Below are 16,819 nucleotides of genomic sequence, written 5' to 3'. Positions count from 1 at the left end.
CAAGACCGCAGCGGGCCCCGTTCCCCGGCAGTCGCCGGGCGGCGGGGCCCGCGACGTGTCCGGTTCACCTGACCGGCGGCGGGTGCGTCGCGGACCCCGGTGCGGGATGGTTCGCTGGGCACGTGAACCCTGCGCACATCGCCGCCGCCGCACTGATCGGCGCCGCCGGTCTGGGCGTCGCCGCGCCGGCCGCCGCGGCCGAGGTCGACCCGGACCCGATGGTGGCCGGGCAGCGGGTGCGGATCAACGACGAGCAGGAGTGCGGCGCGGTGCACGGCGCCCGGGCCGCCTCGAAGCTGTTCGGGCCGGTGGCGCTGCGGCCGGGCGCGGACGGCCTGACCGGCCACGCCAGGGTCGCCGACGGTGCGGCCCCGGGACGCTACCGGGTGATCATCGAATGCGCGCCGGGCGGCGAGCGGTTCACCGAGCTGGTGACCGTACGGGCCGGACGGGTCGAGGGGCTGACGGCGACCCAGGCGGCGGGCGGGCTGGCCCTGCTGCTGCTCGCCGGGGGCGCGGCGTATCTGCTGCGGCGCAGCGTCCGCCGTTAGCCGGGGAAGGCGGGGCGCGCACCTTCGCCGGCCCCTAGCCTGGGCCCATGACCCGTCGCGTGGTGTCCCTGGTGCCGTCCCTCACCGCAGCCGTGGCCGTCAGCGCGCCCGGGCTGCTGGTCGGGGCGACCGACTGGTGCTGTCGTCCGGCGGACCTCGACGTGGCGCGGATCGGCGGCACCAAGAATCCCGACACCGCCCGGATCGCCGCGCTGGCGCCCGATCTGGTGCTCGCCAACGAGGAGGAGAACCGCCCGGCCGACCTGGCCGCCCTGCGGGCCGCCGGGCTGGACGTGTGGGTCACCGAGGTGCGGACGCTGGAGCAGGGCTTCCGGGAGCTGCACCGGGTGCTGGTCACCGGCTGCCGACTGGCCCGGCCCGGGTGGCTGGACGCCGCCGAGGCCGCCTGGCGTGACCTGGCCCGGCCGGCGGGGGAGCGGACCGCGGTGGTGCCCGTCTGGCGGCGGCCGTGGAGGGTGCTGGGCCGGGACACCTTCGCCGGTGACCTCCTGGCCCGCCTCGGCGTACGGAACGTCTACGCCGGCCACCCGGACCGTTATCCGCGGATCGCCCTGGACGCGCTCAACGCCGCCGGCGCCGACCTCGTCGTGCTGCCCGACGAGCCGTACCGCTTCACCGCCGACGACGGGCCCGAGGCGTTCCCCCAGCTGCCCGCCGCGCTGGTCAGCGGGCGCGATCTCACCTGGTACGGCCCGTCGTTGGTGACCGCCCCGGCAGCCCTCGCCAAGGCGCTGGCCGGGGCCGGCTGAGCCGTACGGGGGCCGGCTACCGAGCCGGCGGCACGGGCGCGAGCAGCCGGCCGTGGACCAGGCCGCTCGCGGTGCGGGTCGCGGTCACCGCGACCGCGGCCACCAGGAGGACGTAGAGCGCCACGGCCAGCCAGGTGAAGGCGGTCAGCCCGGTGTGCCGGGCCAGGCCCGCCACCCCGGTGACGCAGGTGCCGAGCGGGAAGGTGAAGCCCCACCAGGTCATCGCGAACGGCATGCCGTTGCGGACGGCACGGACCACCAGCGCCGTCGCGAGCGCCAGCCACAGCAGGGCGAACCCCGTCACCGGGATCCCGTACAGGACCGCGAAGGCGCCCATCGCGTGGGCGGTCGGCGCGTCGACGACGCCCGGCGCCACGTCGGCCAGGTTTCCGGTCGCGGTTGTGGACTGGCCGAGCGGGCCGAGCACGAGGAACAGCGTGGGGGTGAGGGCGAGCGGCAGCGGTCCGTGGTGCAGCAGCCGGGACACCACGAGGGGCAGCACCAGCAGCGTCGCCAGCAGCGACATCCCGAACAGCGCGTAGCAGCCCACCAGCATCGCCTGCCGCCACTGGCCGGCCGGCAGATGGGGGAGCAGCCCCGGGCCGAGGGCCGCCGAGACCATCGGCGCCACCAGCGGCAGCAGCCAGACCGGCGTCGCGCTGCCCGGCTCGATCCGGTGGCGGGTCACCATCAGGTACGGGATCGCGGCGGCGCCGACCACCCCGACGAGGGTGCCCAGGCTCCACAGCACGGCGTCGGTGGCGAGCGCGGCCGGCCCGCCGATGACGTCCCGGCCCACCGTCAGCGTGCCGCCGCCCACCGCCAGCAGGGCCATCGACAGACACCCGTAGAACGGCGCCACGGCCGGGTCGAGGAGATGCCGGCGGGCCTGGTCGGTGTGGCGGAGCCAGTGGACGGCACGGGCGGCCAGCAGGGTGACCAGCAGCAGCCCCGACAGCGCCCAGACGAGCTGGTAGGCGGTGCGCAGTCCCGGGGCGGCGAGCGGCAGGGCCGCGCCGGCGTTGGCGACGATCGCGGTGCCCATCACGGTGGCGTACCAGTTCGGGCCGAGATGGCGGACCGGGCCCGAGGGGCCGGCCGGCTCCGGAGGGAGGGGTGGGGCGGTGGGGCGGGAAGGTGCGTGCGCGAGGGTTGCCATGGAGGAAGCGTCGGTGGTCGGCGCCGCCGCCACCAGGGACGTCGTGTCTATGGGGGCATAAGCTGGGTTTATGAGCAGGGGGCCTGGGGGACCGATGAGTGACGCGCATGCGGCCGGTGCCGGGGACGGGTCGGGGGAGGTGCCGGCCGTCCCGCTGGCGCACCGGGTGCCGGACCTGGGCGCGCTGGAGCTGCTGCTCGCGGTCGCGCGGCTGGGGAGTCTGGGACGGGCCGCCCGGGCCCGCGGCATCAGCCAGCCCGCGGCCAGCAGCCGGATCCGGTCGATGGAGCGGCAGTTGGGCGTGGGCCTGGTGGAGCGGTCGCCGCGCGGCTCCCGGCTGACCGAGGCCGGGGTGCTGGTGACGGACTGGGCGCGCCGGGTCGTCGAGGCGGCCGAGGCGTTCGACGCGGGGGCCCAGGCGCTGCGCGGCCGGCGCGACTCCCGGCTGCGGGTCGCGGCGAGCATGACGATCGCCGAGTACCTGCTGCCCGGCTGGCTGATCGCGCTGCGCGCCGAACTGCCCGGCACCGCGGTGTCCCTGCTGACCGGCAACTCCAAGGTGGTGGCCGAGCGGCTGCTGGCGGGCGAGGCGGACCTGGGGTTCGTCGAGGGGCTGGACGTGCCGGCCGGGCTGGACGGCGCGGTCATCGGGCACGACCGGCTGGTGGTCGTCGCCGCCCCGTCCCATCCGTGGGCCCGGCGGCGTACCGGACCGACCGCCGCCGAGCTGGCCGCGACCCCGCTGATCCTCCGGGAGCGGGGCTCGGGCACCCGGCAGGTGGTGGACGCGGCGCTCGCCGGGTACGGCGGGCCGGCCGAGCCGCTGCTCGAACTCGCCTCGACCACCGCCCTGAAGGCCGCCGTGCTCAGTGGGGCGGCACCGTCGGTGCTCAGCGAACTGGCGGTCGGCGAGGAGCTCACCGCCCGCCGGCTGGTGGCGGTCCCGGTGCGCGACCTGCGGCTCGGCCGTGATCTGCGGGCGGTGTGGCCCACCGGACAGCGGCCCGCGGGCCCGGCCCGTCAGCTGCTGGGGCTGACCCGCGGCGCGTCCTGAACCGGGCGCCGCCGGCCCGGCCCCCACCGGGCGAACAGCGCGGACAGCACGACCGCGGTCAGGGCGGCGGCCGGCACCCCGCTGCCGAAGAGCGTCCGGGCCCAGTCCGGCAGCGGCCGGTACCACTCCGGGGCCAGGACGGGCAGCAGCCCCGCCAGCAGGGTCAGCGCGACGACGGTGACCGCGCCCCGGTCGGCGAGGTCGGTGCGGCGCAGCAGGCCGATGCCCATGGCCGCGATGACGGCGTAGATCACCAGGGACGCGCCGCCGACCACGGGGGTGGGCAGCGCCGCCAGCAGCCGGGTCACCGGCGCGCACAGACCGCCGAGGACCAGCAGCCCGCCCGCCCCGGCCGTCACGAACCGGCTGCGCACGCCGGTGAGTTGGACGATCCCGATGTTCTCGGCGCTGGTCACCATCACGGTCCCGCCGAGCAGCCCGGCGCCCAGGGAGGTCACCGCGTCCGCGCGGGCGGTGCGCGGGACGTCCCGCGCGGGGTCGGGCCTACGGCCCACCGCCTCGCTGTTGAGGACGGTCTGCCCGGTCGCCTCGGCCAGCGAGGCGAGCGCGAAGACCATCAGCGGCAGGGCGGCGAGCAGGTCGAAGTGCGGGGCGCCGTACGGGAAGAGGCGGGGCAGGGCCAGCACGCCGCCGCCCGGGACGTGGTGGAAGGGCGCCCCGGTCAGGACGGCGGTCAGGGTCCCCGCGGCCATCCCGAGCAGCACCGAGAACTGCCGCCACACCCCGCGCAGCAGCAGGAGGCCGAGGGCGGTGGCGGCGATCGTGACCACCGCCGGCCCGGCGCCGCCGACCGCCATCGGCGCCGCCACGTCGATCATGTTGACGCCGATGACCAGCACCGTCGCGCCCATCACCAGCGGCGGGAAGAACCGTACGATCCGCCGGTACAGCGGAGTTACGGCCAGCAGCAGCGCGGCCGCCAGGAGGACCGAGCCGGACGCGGTGGCCGCGCCGTGCTCCTGGGCGGTCCGGAGGAAGAGGGCGGCCGCCGCGCCGCCCGGCAGCATCATGAACGGCAGCCGGGCCCCGGTCCGCAGCACGCCGAAGGACTGCAGCAGCGCACCGGCCCCGCACAACAGCAGGGTGGCGCTGAGCAGGGCGGCGGTGCGGTCGGCGGGCAGCCGCAGGCCGGTCGCGATCAGGAAGACCGTGGAGACCGGGGCCGCGATCATCGCCAGGACGTGCTGGGCGGCCAGCGGCAGCAGCCGGGCCGGCGGCAGCCGTTCGTCGACGGCATCCGGTGCCGAGGCGGCCATCGCTCACACCTGCCGCTTCAGCCAGGGCAGTTGGCCGGCGTCGTAGCGGTGGGCGCGGAAGACCGCGTTGTTCTGCGCCGGGAAGAGCGCACCGACCTCCGGCTCGCGGTAGCTGCCGAATTCCGGGACGACGTACTCCCAAGCCAGCAGGCCCTCGGCGGTCACCTCGAAGAGCCGGCCGGCGGGCGAGTCGGTGATCAGGGTGTTGCCGTTCGGCAGCCGCTGGGCGCTGCCCATGAACGGCGCGAAGAACGCCTCCCGGGACGGGTCGTGGTACTCCCACACGATCTTCCCGGTCGCCCGTGCCACCTCGATGACCCGGGAGAACGGGACGTCCCGCCCGGGGCGGAAGACGCCGTTGTCGAAGATCAGGAAGTTGCCGTTCGGCAGCTCGGTGGGGTGGTGCTGCTGGGAGACCAGGCCGGGTTCGGTGCGCCAGAGGATCTCGCCGGTCGCGCGGCTGATCACCACGACCGCGGAGACGCTGCGCAGGCTGGCGAGGACGTTCCCGTCGGCGAGCGGGTACACCGAGTTGATCAGCGGCCAGTGTTCGCGCGAGTAGTCCGGGTGGAGGGCGTACGCGTCCCGGTCGAGGTGGTCGGCGGCCCGCCAGGACCACAGCAGCCGGCCCTCCGCGTCGACCTCCCGGATGGTGTCGGCCCAGACCGTGCCGCCCGGTTCGGAGCCGGGGACGCCGCCGCGCACCGCCGCGGCCCGGTCCCCGGTGAGCGGTTCGAGCGCGGCGTACAGGATCCGCCCGTCGCCGTGGTGGTGGGCGTCGTGGTGCTGCAGCGGGTCGGTGAACTCCCGCAGCACGGTGCCGTCCGGGGCGATCTCCTGCATCAGCCCGCCGCGGTACTTGTGCCACATCGGGAACAGCGCGTCCTGGTCGGGGAGGGTGGCGTTGTAGGCGAGGTTGCCGTTCGGCAGGATGCGGGCGTGCCGACCCGGGCGGTGCGGCAGGTGCCAGCGGTGCACGACGGTGCCGTGCAGGTCGATGAGCAGCACCTCGCCGCCGCCGGTCAGCGGGGCGTAGAGGGTGTAGCCGTCGTGGGCGGTGCGGGTGTCGAGCGCGATCAGGCCGGTGCCCCGGCGGCGGCGTGTGTTTTGATCGACCGTGGTCATGAAGAACTTCCCCTTGTCAAACTTTGTTTGATGGGATCAAACAGCGTAGACGCTAGGGGCGGTCTGTTGCAGAGCTGTGAACGCGGCAATAAGGAGTGGCGGATGGGCGGGCCGACGGACGGCGGACAGGGTGGCACGGAGGCGCCGCGGGTCGGGGCGGGCGTACGGCGGCGCCGCCGGGCCCGCGAGCTGACCCTGGCCGAACTCGCCCGCCGGACGGGGCTGTCGGCGCCCTTCCTCAGCCAGGTCGAGAACGACCGGGCCCGCCCCAGCATGCGCTCGCTGCAGCTGATCGCCGACGCGCTGGACACCACCGCGGTCCGGCTGCTGGCCGCCGCCGACGGCCCGCGCACCGTCGACGTGGTCCGGGCCGACTCCGCGGCGGTGCCCGAGGGCGGCGACGAAGCGGGCCGCGGCGAAGCCGGCCGCGACGAGGGAAGCGACGCCGCAGCGGGCGGCGGCGGGGGGAGCGGCGACGAGCGGGGTGCCGGCGGTCAGGGCCGGGTGCGCCCGCTGGTCCGCGGCCGGCAGCAGCTGCACGCCCTGGAGTTCACCGGCCGGCACGACTGGCAGCGCGAATTCCGGCACCCGCACGACGAGTTGATGTACGTCGTCGAGGGCGCGGTGGAGGCCGAGGCGGCCGGCGAGGCCTATGAACTCGGCCCCGGTGACACCCTCTACTGCTCCGGCGGGGTCACCCACCGCTGGCGCGCGCTCACTTCGGGCACCCGGGTCCTCCTGGTCGGGGTGGCGGACGACTTTCCGCATCGATAATCTGTGCGAACGCTTCATCGATCTTGAGGGGGACACATGAGGCTGAAGCTGACGGCTCCCGCCGTCATCGCCGTGGCCGTGCTCGGCACCGCACTGACCAGCGGGACCGCCACCGCCGCCACACCCGGGAAGGCGCCCGCCGCCACGGCCACCGCGCGGGTCGCGTGCGTCAACGCGCAGGCTCAGGAGAACGTGCGGATCCGCAAGGAGCGGAAGCTGAACAGCACCGCGGTGGGGCTCTTCACCAAGGGCGCGACCACCTGCATCACCGGCCGGGGCACCGGGCAGAGCTATCACCTCTGCGGCCGCTCGGGCAACGACTGGCTGAAGATCACGTTCCGGGGCAACACCGGCTGGATTCCCGGCGCCTGCGGGAGCAGGAGGGTCTGACCCGGCAGGTCACTGTCGGGGGGACGACCCGCGTGCCGCCGCCACCAGGGCGTCCATGACACGCGTGTCGTCCCCCGCCTCCGGGTGCCACTGCACCGCCAGCGCGAAGCCCGGCCCGTCCGGCAGCTCCAGCGCCTCCACGGTGCCGTCCTCGGCATGCGCCGAGACCAGCAGCCCGCTGCCGAGCCGGTCCACGGCCTGGTGGTGGTAGGTCGGCACGGAGACCGGCTCGGGCAGCGCCCGGGCCAGCAGCGTCCCGGCGACCGGCGTGATCTCGTGCCGCTCGAAGACCCCGGGCGGCCCGGCGTGCCCGTCGAGGTGCTGTACGAGCGTGCCGCCCAGCGCCACGTTCAGCAGCTGCAGCCCGCGGCAGATCCCCAGCAGCGGCACCCCGGCCGTCAACGCCGCCCCGATCAGGGCGAGTTCCCAGGCGTCCCGGTCGAGCGACGGCGGCCCGGTGCGCGGGTCGGGCTCCGCGCCGTACCGCGCCGGCTGTACGTCCGCGCCGCCGGCGATCACCAGCCCGTCCAGCCGGGCCACCGCCGCGGCCGCGGTCGCCGGATCGCCCGGCGGCAGCAGCGCGGCCAGCCCGCCCGAGCGCTGCACCAGCCGCGGGTATCCGGCGGGCACCAGCGCGGCCGGCAGCGTCCACACCCCCCAGCTGGCCTCCTGCTGGTAGGTGCTGATGCCGATGAGCGGCTGGGACACGGATCCTCCGAGGGGTGCTGGGGCGTCAACGGCCCGGCCTTTTCAGAATTCCAGTTCGTGCTCGATGGCGGCCAGCTCCTCCGCCGTGCCCTGGACCTTCGGGCCGGTGAACCACTTGCGGGCCGACACCAGCCACCAGGTGCCGGCGAAGCCGAGGACCAGGAGGACGGCGAGCGGGGTGTAGTTGAAGGTCTCCGCCGTGACCGGGCTGCTGGTCGGGAGCATGAAGAGGACGGAGATGACCAGCGTCCAGCCGACCGCGATGACGCCGACGGGCTTGCTCCAGCGGCCGAGGTGCCAGGGCCCGCGCTGGAAGCGGTCGCCCTGCAGCAGCCGGAGGATGACCGGCAGGACGTAGGCGATGTAGAGGCCGATCACGGCGATCGAGGTGACGGCCGCGTACGCCGTGGCGTTCCACAGGTACGGCAGCCCCAGCAGGAAGGCGCCGCCGGCGGCCAGCCACACCGCGTTGGTCGGGGTCTTCGTCCGCTTGTTGATGCGGTGCCACAGCTGCGAGCCGGGCAGCGCGCCGTCCCGCGAGAAGGCGTAGATCATGCGCGAGTTGGCGGTGACCGACGACATGCCGCAGAAGAACTGGGCACCGATGGCGACCAGGAGGAGCAGCTTGCCGCCGGTGGCGCCCAGCGCGTCGATGAAGATCTGCGCCGGGGGCACACCGGTCTTGCTGGCCAGCGCGCCGTCGTAGTTCTGGATGGCGAAGGTGATGCCGACCAGCAGCACCCAGCCGGCGACCAGGGAGACCAGGATCGACATCACGATGCCGCGGGGGCCGGACCGGGCCGCGTCGTGCGTCTCCTCGGTCATGTGCGCCGAGGCGTCATAGCCGGTGAAGGTGTACTGCGCGAGCAGCAGCCCCAGCAGTCCGACGTAGAGGCTGGAGTGCCAGCCGGTGTTGTTGGTGAAGTGGGTGAAGACGAAGGAGGCGGACTGGTGCTTCGAGGGCACCACGACCAGGGTGCCCACGATGACCAGCACGCCGAGGATGTGCCACCACACGCTGACGTTGCTGAGGAAGGAGGCCAGCTTCACGCCGAAGGTGTTCAGCAGGCCGTGGACCAGCAGCACGATGCCGAACAGCATGATCGTGTGCTCCGGGGTGGCGGCGAAGCCGAACTGCAGGTCCAGCAGCGCGTTCGAGAAGGACGCGGCGCCGAAGTCGACCCCCGCGGTCACCGCGACCTGGCCCAGGAAGTTGAACCAGCCGGTGAACCAGGACCACGCCGGGCCGTGCGAGGGCGCCAGCTTCGCCGCCCAGTAGTACAGGCCGCCCGCCGTCGGGTAGCTGGAACAGACCTCGGCCATCGCCAGGCCCACGAACAGCGTCATGAGGCCGACCAGCGGCCAGCCCCAGGTGATCAGGGCGGGCCCGCCCGTGTTCATGCCGAAGCCGTACAGTGTCAGACAGCCGGAGAGGACCGAGATGATCGTGAACGAGACGGCGAAGTTCGAGAACGCCGACATCGAGCGGGCCAGCTCCTGGGCATAGCCGAGCTCATGGAGGCGCTGTTCATCGCTGGACAGCTGAGGGGGTTGTTGTTCCTGCTCTGGGTTCGTCGCGTGCTCGTTGATGGACACCACGCCTCCGAGGGCCTCGATGATCCGCGGCGGGTACGGCCGTACCGCTACCAGCCCCGCAATAAAGGTATGGGCCGATACCTTTGTCTTCGGCTCGGCTGAGCGCAAGACCCCGGCGGGAAAATCTTGTAACGGGCGGGTTTCCGGGCCCGGCGAGTGGCGTAAGCGTCACGAAAGGAAGCCCCGGAGCAGCGCCGCGGTGCCGCAGCAGTGCTCCCGCATCACCTCGCGCGCCCCGTCCGCATCGCCCTCCAGCACGGCCTCCACCAGCGCCGCGTGCTGGGTCTGCGAATGCTCCAGGTTGCGGACCAGCAGCGGGATGCAGTCCAGCAGGTCGTTGACGTTCGCCCGGACGGCGGCGTACTGCGCGGCCAGCGACACCGAACCGGACAGCTCGGCGAGGGTGAGGTGGAAGAGGGTGTCGCGCCGGCGGTAGTCGGCGAGCGGTGCGTCCTGCGTCGCGGCCAGCGCCTCGCGCAGCCGGCCGGCCTGCTCGTCGGTCAGCCCGTGCGCCGCGCACAGCCCGGCCGCGCCCACCTCCAGCACCTCCCGGAACCGCAGGGTGTCCTCGACGTCGATCTTCTCGATCCGGCGGCGCAGCTCGGCCTCGCCGTGGTTCTCGGCGCGCACCCGGACGAAGGTGCCGCCGTACCGCCCGCGCCGGCTCTCCACCAGCCCCTCGTCCTGGAGCACCTTGAGCACCTCGCGCAGGGTGACCCGGCTGATCTGCAGCCGCTCGGCCAACTCCCGTTCCGCGGGCAGCCGTTCGCCCTGCTGGACCAGGCCGAGCCGGACGATCTGGAGTATCTGCTCCAGCGCCTCCTCGAAGCCATTGCCCGCGCGCACCGGCCGCAGCACCGGCGCCAGCCGGTCGTCCGTCCCGTCCATCGACACCCCTTCCCAATCAATGGTTCGTGTGCCTACCTTATGACCTCCGGATGCAGTGACAGGAGGCATTACCGTGGCAGACCGCACGCCCCCACTCTCCGTCGAGGAGCTCAGAGCCCTCGTCGACGCCGGGGAGATCGACACTGTCGTCCTCGCCTTCACCGATATGCAAGGCAGGCTCCAGGGCAAGCGGTTCGCGGCCCGATACTTCCTCGACACCGTCCTCGACCACGGCACGGAGGGCTGCAACTACCTCCTCGCCGTCGACGTCGACCTCAACACCGTCGACGGCTACGCGATGTCCTCCTGGGAACGCGGCTACGGCGACTTCGCCATGCACGGCGACACCGGCACCCTGCGCCGCACCCCCTGGAACCCCGGGACCGCCCTGATCACCGCCGACCTCGCCTGGCACGACGGCTCCCCGGTCGCCGCCTCGCCCCGGCAGATCCTGCGCCGCCAGCTCGACCGCCTCGCCGACCGCGGCTGGCGCGCCTTCGCCGGGACCGAGCTGGAGTTCATGCTCTTCAAGGACTCCTACGAGGACGCCTGGTCACGCGGCTACCGCGACATGAACCCGGCCAACCAGTGGAACGGCGACTACTCCGTCCTCGGCACCGGCCGCGTCGAGCCCGTGCTGCGCCGCATCCGCAACGAGATGGGCGCCGCCGGGATGACCGTCGAGTCCGCCAAGGGCGAGTGCAACCTCGGCCAGCACGAGATCGTGTTCGTCTACGACGAGGCGCTCACCACCTGCGACCAGCACTCGATCTACAAGACCGGCGCCAAGGAGATCGCCGCCCAGGAGGGCATGGCACTCACCTTCATGGCCAAGTACGACGAGCGCGAAGGCAACTCCTGCCACATCCACCTCTCGCTCCAGGACGAGCAGGGCCACCCCGTCCTCGCCGACGACTCCGGCCCGTACGGCATGTCGCAGACCATGCGGCACTTCCTCGCCGGCCAGCTCGCCGCGATGCGCGACTTCACGCTCTTCTACGCCCCCAACATCAACTCCTACAAGCGCTTCCGCCCCGGTTCCTTCGCGCCCACCGCCGTCGCCTGGGGCCCCGACAACCGCACCTGCGCCCTGCGCGTCGTCGGCCACGGCCGCGCCCACCGCCTGGAGAACCGCCTCCCCGGCGGCGACGTCAACCCCTACCTCGCGGTCGCCGGCATGGTCGCGGCCGGCCTGTACGGCATCGAGCACGAGCTGGAACTCCCCGACGCCACCACCGGCAACGCCTACGCCGTTCCCCAAGCTCTCAACTCCGTTCGAGCAGGGGAGACCCCAATCGCCGCGAACGTCCCCACCACCCTGCGCGAGGCCGCCGAGCTGTGGGAGCGCAGCCCGATCGCCCGGGAGGCCTTCGGCGACGAGGTCGTCGACCACTACCGCCACATGGCCCGCGTCGAACAGGACGCCTACGACGCCGCCGTCACGGACTGGGAGCGCTTCCGCTCCTTCGAGCGCATGTAAGGAACCACGCTGTGTCCAATGGTCCGCACGAGCTGAAGATCCTCAACCCGGCCACCGAGGAAGTGGTGGCCACCGTCCCCACCACCTCTCCCGAAGAGGTCGACGCCGCGGTCCGCCGGGCCGCGGCCGCCCAGGAGGCCTGGGCCGCGGTGGCCCCCGGCGACCGCGCCCGCCTCCTGCGCCGCTTCGCCGACGTCGTCGACGCCCACATCCCCGAGCTCGCCGAACTGGAACGGACCGAGGCCGGCCACCCCCTGGGCAACGCGCAGTGGGAGGCGGGCAACGTCCGCGACCTGCTGCACTACGCCGCCGGGGGAGTGGAGCGGCTGACCGGCACCCAGATCCCGGTCGCCGGCGGCCTCAACATCACCGTCCAGGAACCGCTCGGCGTGGTCGCCGTGATCGCCCCCTGGAACTTCCCGATGCCGATCGCCGCCTGGGGCACCGCCCCCGCCCTCGCGGCCGGCAACGCGGTCCTGCTGAAGCCCGCCGAGACCACCCCGCTCACCGCCCTCAAACTCGCCCAACTCGCCCTGGCGGCCGGCCTCCCCGAGAACCTCTTCCAGGTCCTGCCCGGCGAGGGCCCGGTCACCGGCACCGCACTCGTCGACCACCCCGGCGTCGCCAAGGTCGTCTTCACCGGCTCCACCGCCACCGGCCGGCAGATCGCCGCCCGCTGCGCCGCGCAGACCAAGCGGCTCACCCTCGAACTCGGCGGCAAGAGCCCCAACATCGTCTTCGCCGACGCCGACATCGAGGCCGCCGCGGCCGCCGCCCCCGGCTCCTTCCTCGACAACACCGGCCAGGACTGCTGCGCCCGCAGCCGCATCCTCGTCCAGCGCAGCGTCTACGACCGCTTCCTGGAACTCCTGGAACCCGCGGTCAAGGCGTTCACCGTCGGCGACCCGGCCGACCCCGCCACGCAGATGGGCCCGCTGATCTCCGCCGCCCAGCGCGAGCGGGTACGGTCCTACGTCCCCGAGGACGCCCCGGCCGCCATCCGCGGCGAGGCCCCCACGGGCAAGGGCTTCTGGTACCCGGCGACCGTCCTGGAGGGCCGCCCCGAGGACCGTACGGCCGTCGAGGAGATCTTCGGCCCGGTCGCGGTCGCCATCCCCTTCGAGGACGAGGCCGACGCGGTCCGGATCGCCAACGCCACCGACTACGGCCTCTCCGGCTCCCTGTGGACCCGCGACGTCGGCCGCGCGCTGCGCGTCTCGCGGGCCGTCGCGGCCGGCAACCTCTCCGTCAACTCCCACAGCAGCGTGCGCTATTGGACCCCCTTCGGCGGGTTCAAGCAGTCCGGACTCGGGCGCGAGCTCGGCCCGGACGCGCTCACCGCCTTCACCGAGACCAAGAACATCTTCATCAGCACCGAGCCCAGCGAGGAGTCCCCGTGACCGACCAGACCGCAGTGTGCCGCCGCCTCGTCGGCCGTACCGCCGTGATCACCGGAGCCGGCAGCGGCATCGGCCTGGCCACCGCCCGCCGACTGGCCTCCGAAGGCGCCCACGTCGTCTGCGCCGACATCGACGAGACGGCCGGCAAGGCCGCCGCCGAAGAGGTCGGCGGCCTCTTCGTCCAGGTCGACGTGACCGACTCCGAGCAGGTCGAGGCGCTCTACAGGACCGCCTTCGACACCTACGGCTCGGTCGACATCACCTTCAACAACGCCGGCATCTCACCGCCCGACGACGACTCCATCCTCACCACCGGCCTGGACGCCTGGAAGCGCGTCCAGGAGGTCAACCTCACCTCGGTCTACCTCTGCTGCAAGCACGCCCTGCCCTACATGCAGCGCCAGTTCGCCGAGACCGGGCGCGGCGGCTCCATCATCAACACCGCCTCCTTCGTGGCCGTCATGGGCGCGGCCACCTCCCAGATCAGCTACACCGCCTCCAAGGGCGGCGTGCTGGCGATGTCCCGCGAACTGGGCGTGCAGTTCGCCCGGGAGGGCATCCGGGTCAACGCCCTGTGCCCCGGGCCGGTCAACACCCCGCTGCTCAAGGAGCTGTTCGCCAAGGACCCCGAGCGCGCCGCGCGCCGTCTGGTGCACGTCCCGGTCGGCCGGTTCGCCGAGCCCGAGGAGATCGCATCCGCGGTCGCCTTCCTCGCCAGTGACGACTCGTCATTCGTCAACGCGGCCGAATTCCTGGTCGACGGAGGCATCGCGGGAGCGTACGTCACACCGGTGTGATCGCCCGTTGTTCACTTCCGCGTAAGCGCCCCGGCGGCCGGATGTCGCGCGACGTCCGGCCGCCGTACGCTAGCGTCCGCCTTCGATCCTTCGTTCGACAGGAGTTACGTCCATGCTCACCAAGCGTCGCTGGCTGGCAGCGGGAGCTGCCCTCGCGGTCGTCGGAGGCGGCGTCGCGGTCGCGCAGACGGCCACCGCACAGCCGGCCCCGCACCGCTGTCCCACCCTCCAGGTCTCCAAGGGCTGGTACGGCGACAACCACGCCAAGCTGCAGAAGATGATCGACGAGCGCGGCAGCTGCTCGGGATCCGGGGGAGCGCGGCCGGTCGCGACCTTCGACTGGGACAACACCGTCGTCAAGAACGACATCTCCGACGCCACACTGGCCTGGATGCTCCGGCACGACAAGGTGCTGCGCCCGGCCAGCTGGAAGGCCACCAACAAGTGGCTGACCGACGCCGCCGCCGACGCGCTCACCACGGCCTGCGGCACCTCCGTGCCCGCCGGCCACCCGCTGCCGACGTCGACCGACACCGACTGCACCGACGAGATCCTCGACGTCTACAACGACGAGAAGACCTCGGGCGGCAAGCCCGCGTTCGAGGGGGAGTGGAACCACCGGCGTACGGTGCCCTCCTACGTCTGGATCACCCAGCTGTTCGCCGGCCACAGCCCGGCCACCCTGACCTCGTACGCCGCCGAGGCCCGCACCCAGAACCTCGCCGCGCCGATCGGTACCGAGCAGACGGTCGGCACCCACAAGTGGGCCGGCTACATCCGCTACTACGACCAGCAGCGCGACCTCATCGGCACCCTCAAGAAGGCCGGCTTCGACGTCTACATCGTCTCCGCCTCCGCCGAGCCGCTGGTCCGCGCCTGGGCACCCGGAGTGGGCATCGACCGCGACCACATCATCGGCATCCGCAACGTGGTCCGCGACGGCAAGCTCACCACCGGCGTCGAGGGCTGCGGTGACGTCAAGGACACCAACGGCGAGGTCCTGACGTACATGGACGGCAAGCGCTGCTGGATCAACCAGGAGATCTTCCACGTCAAGGGCGCCAAGGCCTGGCAGCAGCAGGACCGGGCGCACCGCCCCGCCTTCGCGGCCGGCGACGCCGAGACCGATGTGACCTTCGTCGGCGACGCCACCGCCGGCCACCTGGCCATCAACCGCAACAAGACCGAGCTGATGTGCCGGGCGTACGACAACGCCGACCACCGGTGGATCGTCAACCCGATGTTCATCGAGCCCAAGCAGCGCAAGGCCGACCCGTACCCCTGCGCGAGCACCGGCTACACCCGGCCGGACGGCACCCTCGGACCCGTCCGGCGCGCCGACGGCTCCGTGGTCCCGGACCAGCAGGACACCGTCTACTGACCCGCTGATCGTCACCGCACGGGAGGGCCGCCCCGCTCAGAGGAAGGTGCGGCCCTCCCCGCGGTACGTCGGCACGGTGTCCACCACCCGGTCCCCGTCGACCAGCCGCAGCGCGTCGAACCGCTCGCACAACTCCCCGGCCTTGGCGTGCCGGAACCACACCTTGTCGCCGATCGCCAGCCCGTCCGCGGCCGCCCCCAGCAACGGCGTCTGCACCTCACCCGGGCCCTCCTGGGGGTCGTAGCGCAACCCGGCCGGCAGATACGGCACCGGCAGCCGGTCGGTGCCCGCCACCCCCGACGCCGGATAGCCACCGCCCAGCACCGTCACCACCCCGGGCCCCGGCCGGCGCACCACCGGCAGGGCGAACAGCGCCGCCGGACGGCCGCTGAACGAACGGAAGTTGTCGAACAGCCGCGGCACGTACAGCCCCGAACCCGCCGCGACCTCGGTGACCGCCGCCTCCGCGGCCGTGTGCTGCACGCTGCCGGTCCCGCCGCCGTTGACGAACTCCAGCCGCGGCGCCACCGCCCGCACCGCCCGTACGGCCTCCCAGCGCCGCTGCGCCAGCTCCTTGCGCGCCGCCGCCTGCATCATCCGGACCGTGCGGGAGAACACCGGCTTGCCCTCGACCTCGTCACCCACCCCCGCCACATGCCCCTCGTACGCCATCAGGCCCACCAGCCGGAAACCGGGGCGGCGCGCCACCGTCCGGGCCAGCGCGGCCAGTTGGGACGGCTCCCGCAGCGGCGAGCGCCGGGCACCGAAGCGCACCTTCCCGCCCATCAGCCGGTACGAGGTGTCCAGCTCCAGGCACACCCGGACCTCCTCGCCGCCGCGCCCCGCGGGCCGGGCCGCGTCGATCAGCGCCAGCTGCGCCGGATCGTCGACCATCACCGTCACCGCGGCCGCGAGCTTCGGATCGGCGGTCAGCTCGGCAAACCCCGCCCGGTCGGCCGACGGGTACGCGAGCAGGACGTCCGAGAAGCCCGAGCGCGCCAGCCACAGCGACTCGGCCAGCGTGAAACTCATGATGCCGGCGAAGCCGTCCCGCGCCAGCACCCGCTCCAGCAGGGCCCGGCAGCGCACCGACTTGCTCGCCACCCGGATCGGCTTCCCCTTCGCCCGGCGCACCAGATCGGCCGCGTTGGCGTCGAACGCCCGCAGGTCGACGACGGCCAGCGGCGCGTCGAGAGGGGCCGTCGCCCGGTCATAAGCGGCTTTGTCGCCGTACGCATCGACTCTCAGCTGGGACATGGCCGCAGCCTGCCAGAACGGCCTACCACTGGGTAGGGGGAGAGACCCCGACAGAGCGGACAACGCGGTGAGTGTGGGTACCCCCCTGCTCCTTAAGTGCTTGGGTGGGGGTACCCCCTGCTCCTTAAGTGCTTGGGTGGGGGTACCCCCTGCTCCTTAAGTGCTTGGGTGGGGGTACCCCCTGCTCCTTAAGTGCTTGGGTGGGGGTACCC

16 protein-coding genes are annotated in these 16,819 nt (G+C 73.1%); 9 read left to right on the top strand and 7 right to left on the bottom strand.

The annotated features are described in order from the left end of the window. Positions 1-122 precede the first annotated feature (122 nt). Positions 123-551 carry a hypothetical protein gene (locus AB0E02_RS22930; protein WP_362142135.1) on the top strand — a complete coding sequence of 143 codons (429 nt, stop codon included), beginning with the start codon at positions 123-125 and terminating at the stop codon, positions 549-551. Positions 552-598: 47 nt separating this feature from the next. Beyond that, a complete protein-coding gene (locus AB0E02_RS22925; protein WP_362142134.1) occupies positions 599-1,321 on the top strand; it encodes a helical backbone metal receptor in 723 nt (240 codons plus the stop codon). 16 nt (positions 1,322-1,337) lie between these two features. On the opposite strand, the gene AB0E02_RS22920 is transcribed toward AB0E02_RS22925, so the two are convergent. After that, positions 1,338-2,480, bottom strand: a complete 1,143-nt coding sequence (locus AB0E02_RS22920; RefSeq protein ID WP_362142132.1) for a TDT family transporter — start codon at positions 2,478-2,480, stop codon at positions 1,338-1,340. 94 nt (positions 2,481-2,574) lie between these two features. Between AB0E02_RS22920 and AB0E02_RS22915 the strand changes: the two genes are divergently transcribed. Beyond that, positions 2,575-3,534: a LysR family transcriptional regulator gene (locus tag AB0E02_RS22915; RefSeq protein WP_362142130.1), complete on the top strand. Its 960-nt coding sequence runs from the start codon at positions 2,575-2,577 to the stop codon at positions 3,532-3,534. Here the strand turns inward: AB0E02_RS22915 and AB0E02_RS22910 are convergent. Together AB0E02_RS22910 and AB0E02_RS22905 are read right to left on the bottom strand one after the other, a co-directional pair. Further along, entirely contained in the window at positions 3,501-4,811 is a 1,311-nt protein-coding gene (locus AB0E02_RS22910; protein ID WP_362142128.1) for a solute carrier family 23 protein, read from the bottom strand. The two genes, AB0E02_RS22915 and AB0E02_RS22910, sit on opposite strands and share 34 nt — an antisense overlap. A 3-nt stretch (positions 4,812-4,814) precedes the next feature. Then, positions 4,815-5,936, bottom strand: a complete 1,122-nt coding sequence (locus AB0E02_RS22905) for an aryl-sulfate sulfotransferase (protein ID WP_362142126.1) — start codon at positions 5,934-5,936, stop codon at positions 4,815-4,817. A gap of 102 nt (positions 5,937-6,038) precedes the next feature. On the opposite strand from AB0E02_RS22905, the gene AB0E02_RS22900 reads away from it, so the two are divergent. After that, positions 6,039-6,710 (top strand): helix-turn-helix transcriptional regulator, encoded by a 672-nt coding sequence (locus AB0E02_RS22900; protein WP_362142124.1) that lies wholly within the window; start codon positions 6,039-6,041, stop codon positions 6,708-6,710. Between the two features lie 36 nt (positions 6,711-6,746). After that, positions 6,747-7,100: a hypothetical protein gene (locus AB0E02_RS22895; protein WP_362142122.1), complete on the top strand. Its 354-nt coding sequence runs from the start codon at positions 6,747-6,749 to the stop codon at positions 7,098-7,100. Positions 7,101-7,109: 9 nt separating this feature from the next. Here the strand turns inward: AB0E02_RS22895 and AB0E02_RS22890 are convergent, their stop codons facing one another. The 3 genes from AB0E02_RS22890 to AB0E02_RS22880 form a co-directional block, all read right to left on the bottom strand. Beyond that, positions 7,110-7,808, bottom strand: coding sequence for a gamma-glutamyl-gamma-aminobutyrate hydrolase family protein (locus tag AB0E02_RS22890; protein ID WP_362142120.1), 699 nt, complete (start codon positions 7,806-7,808; stop codon positions 7,110-7,112). 42 nt (positions 7,809-7,850) lie between these two features. Next, entirely contained in the window at positions 7,851-9,404 is a 1,554-nt protein-coding gene (locus AB0E02_RS22885; RefSeq protein WP_362142118.1) for an amino acid permease, read from the bottom strand. Positions 9,405-9,572: 168 nt separating this feature from the next. Further along, positions 9,573-10,292, bottom strand: coding sequence for an FCD domain-containing protein (locus tag AB0E02_RS22880; protein ID WP_030414275.1), 720 nt, complete (start codon positions 10,290-10,292; stop codon positions 9,573-9,575). Between the two features lie 73 nt (positions 10,293-10,365). On the opposite strand from AB0E02_RS22880, the gene AB0E02_RS22875 reads away from it, so the two are divergent. The 4 genes from AB0E02_RS22875 (at position 10,366) to AB0E02_RS22860 (ending at position 15,350) form a co-directional block, all read left to right on the top strand. Continuing rightward, entirely contained in the window at positions 10,366-11,772 is a 1,407-nt protein-coding gene (locus AB0E02_RS22875) for a glutamine synthetase family protein (protein WP_362142116.1), read from the top strand. A gap of 11 nt (positions 11,773-11,783) precedes the next feature. Further along, positions 11,784-13,172 carry an aldehyde dehydrogenase family protein gene (locus AB0E02_RS22870; RefSeq protein ID WP_362142114.1) on the top strand — a complete coding sequence of 463 codons (1,389 nt, stop codon included), beginning with the start codon at positions 11,784-11,786 and terminating at the stop codon, positions 13,170-13,172. Further along, positions 13,169-13,969 carry a 3-oxoacyl-ACP reductase gene (locus AB0E02_RS22865; protein ID WP_362142112.1) on the top strand — a complete coding sequence of 267 codons (801 nt, stop codon included), beginning with the start codon at positions 13,169-13,171 and terminating at the stop codon, positions 13,967-13,969. The genes AB0E02_RS22870 and AB0E02_RS22865 overlap by 4 nt, the downstream gene beginning before the upstream one ends. A gap of 112 nt (positions 13,970-14,081) precedes the next feature. Then, positions 14,082-15,350 carry a haloacid dehalogenase-like hydrolase gene (locus AB0E02_RS22860; RefSeq protein WP_362142110.1) on the top strand — a complete coding sequence of 423 codons (1,269 nt, stop codon included), beginning with the start codon at positions 14,082-14,084 and terminating at the stop codon, positions 15,348-15,350. A gap of 36 nt (positions 15,351-15,386) precedes the next feature. Here the strand turns inward: AB0E02_RS22860 and AB0E02_RS22855 are convergent, their stop codons facing one another. Then, positions 15,387-16,607, bottom strand: coding sequence for an amino acid deaminase/aldolase (locus tag AB0E02_RS22855; protein ID WP_362142107.1), 1,221 nt, complete (start codon positions 16,605-16,607; stop codon positions 15,387-15,389). Positions 16,608-16,819: the final 212 nt, after the last annotated feature.

This window comes from Streptomyces sp. NPDC048196 (assembly GCF_040652715.1).
GTDB lineage: Bacteria > Actinomycetota > Actinomycetes > Streptomycetales > Streptomycetaceae > Streptomyces > Streptomyces siderophoricus.
The sequence above is the reverse complement of the archived record's forward strand: the minus strand, read 5'-3'. Positions and strand labels throughout refer to the sequence as shown.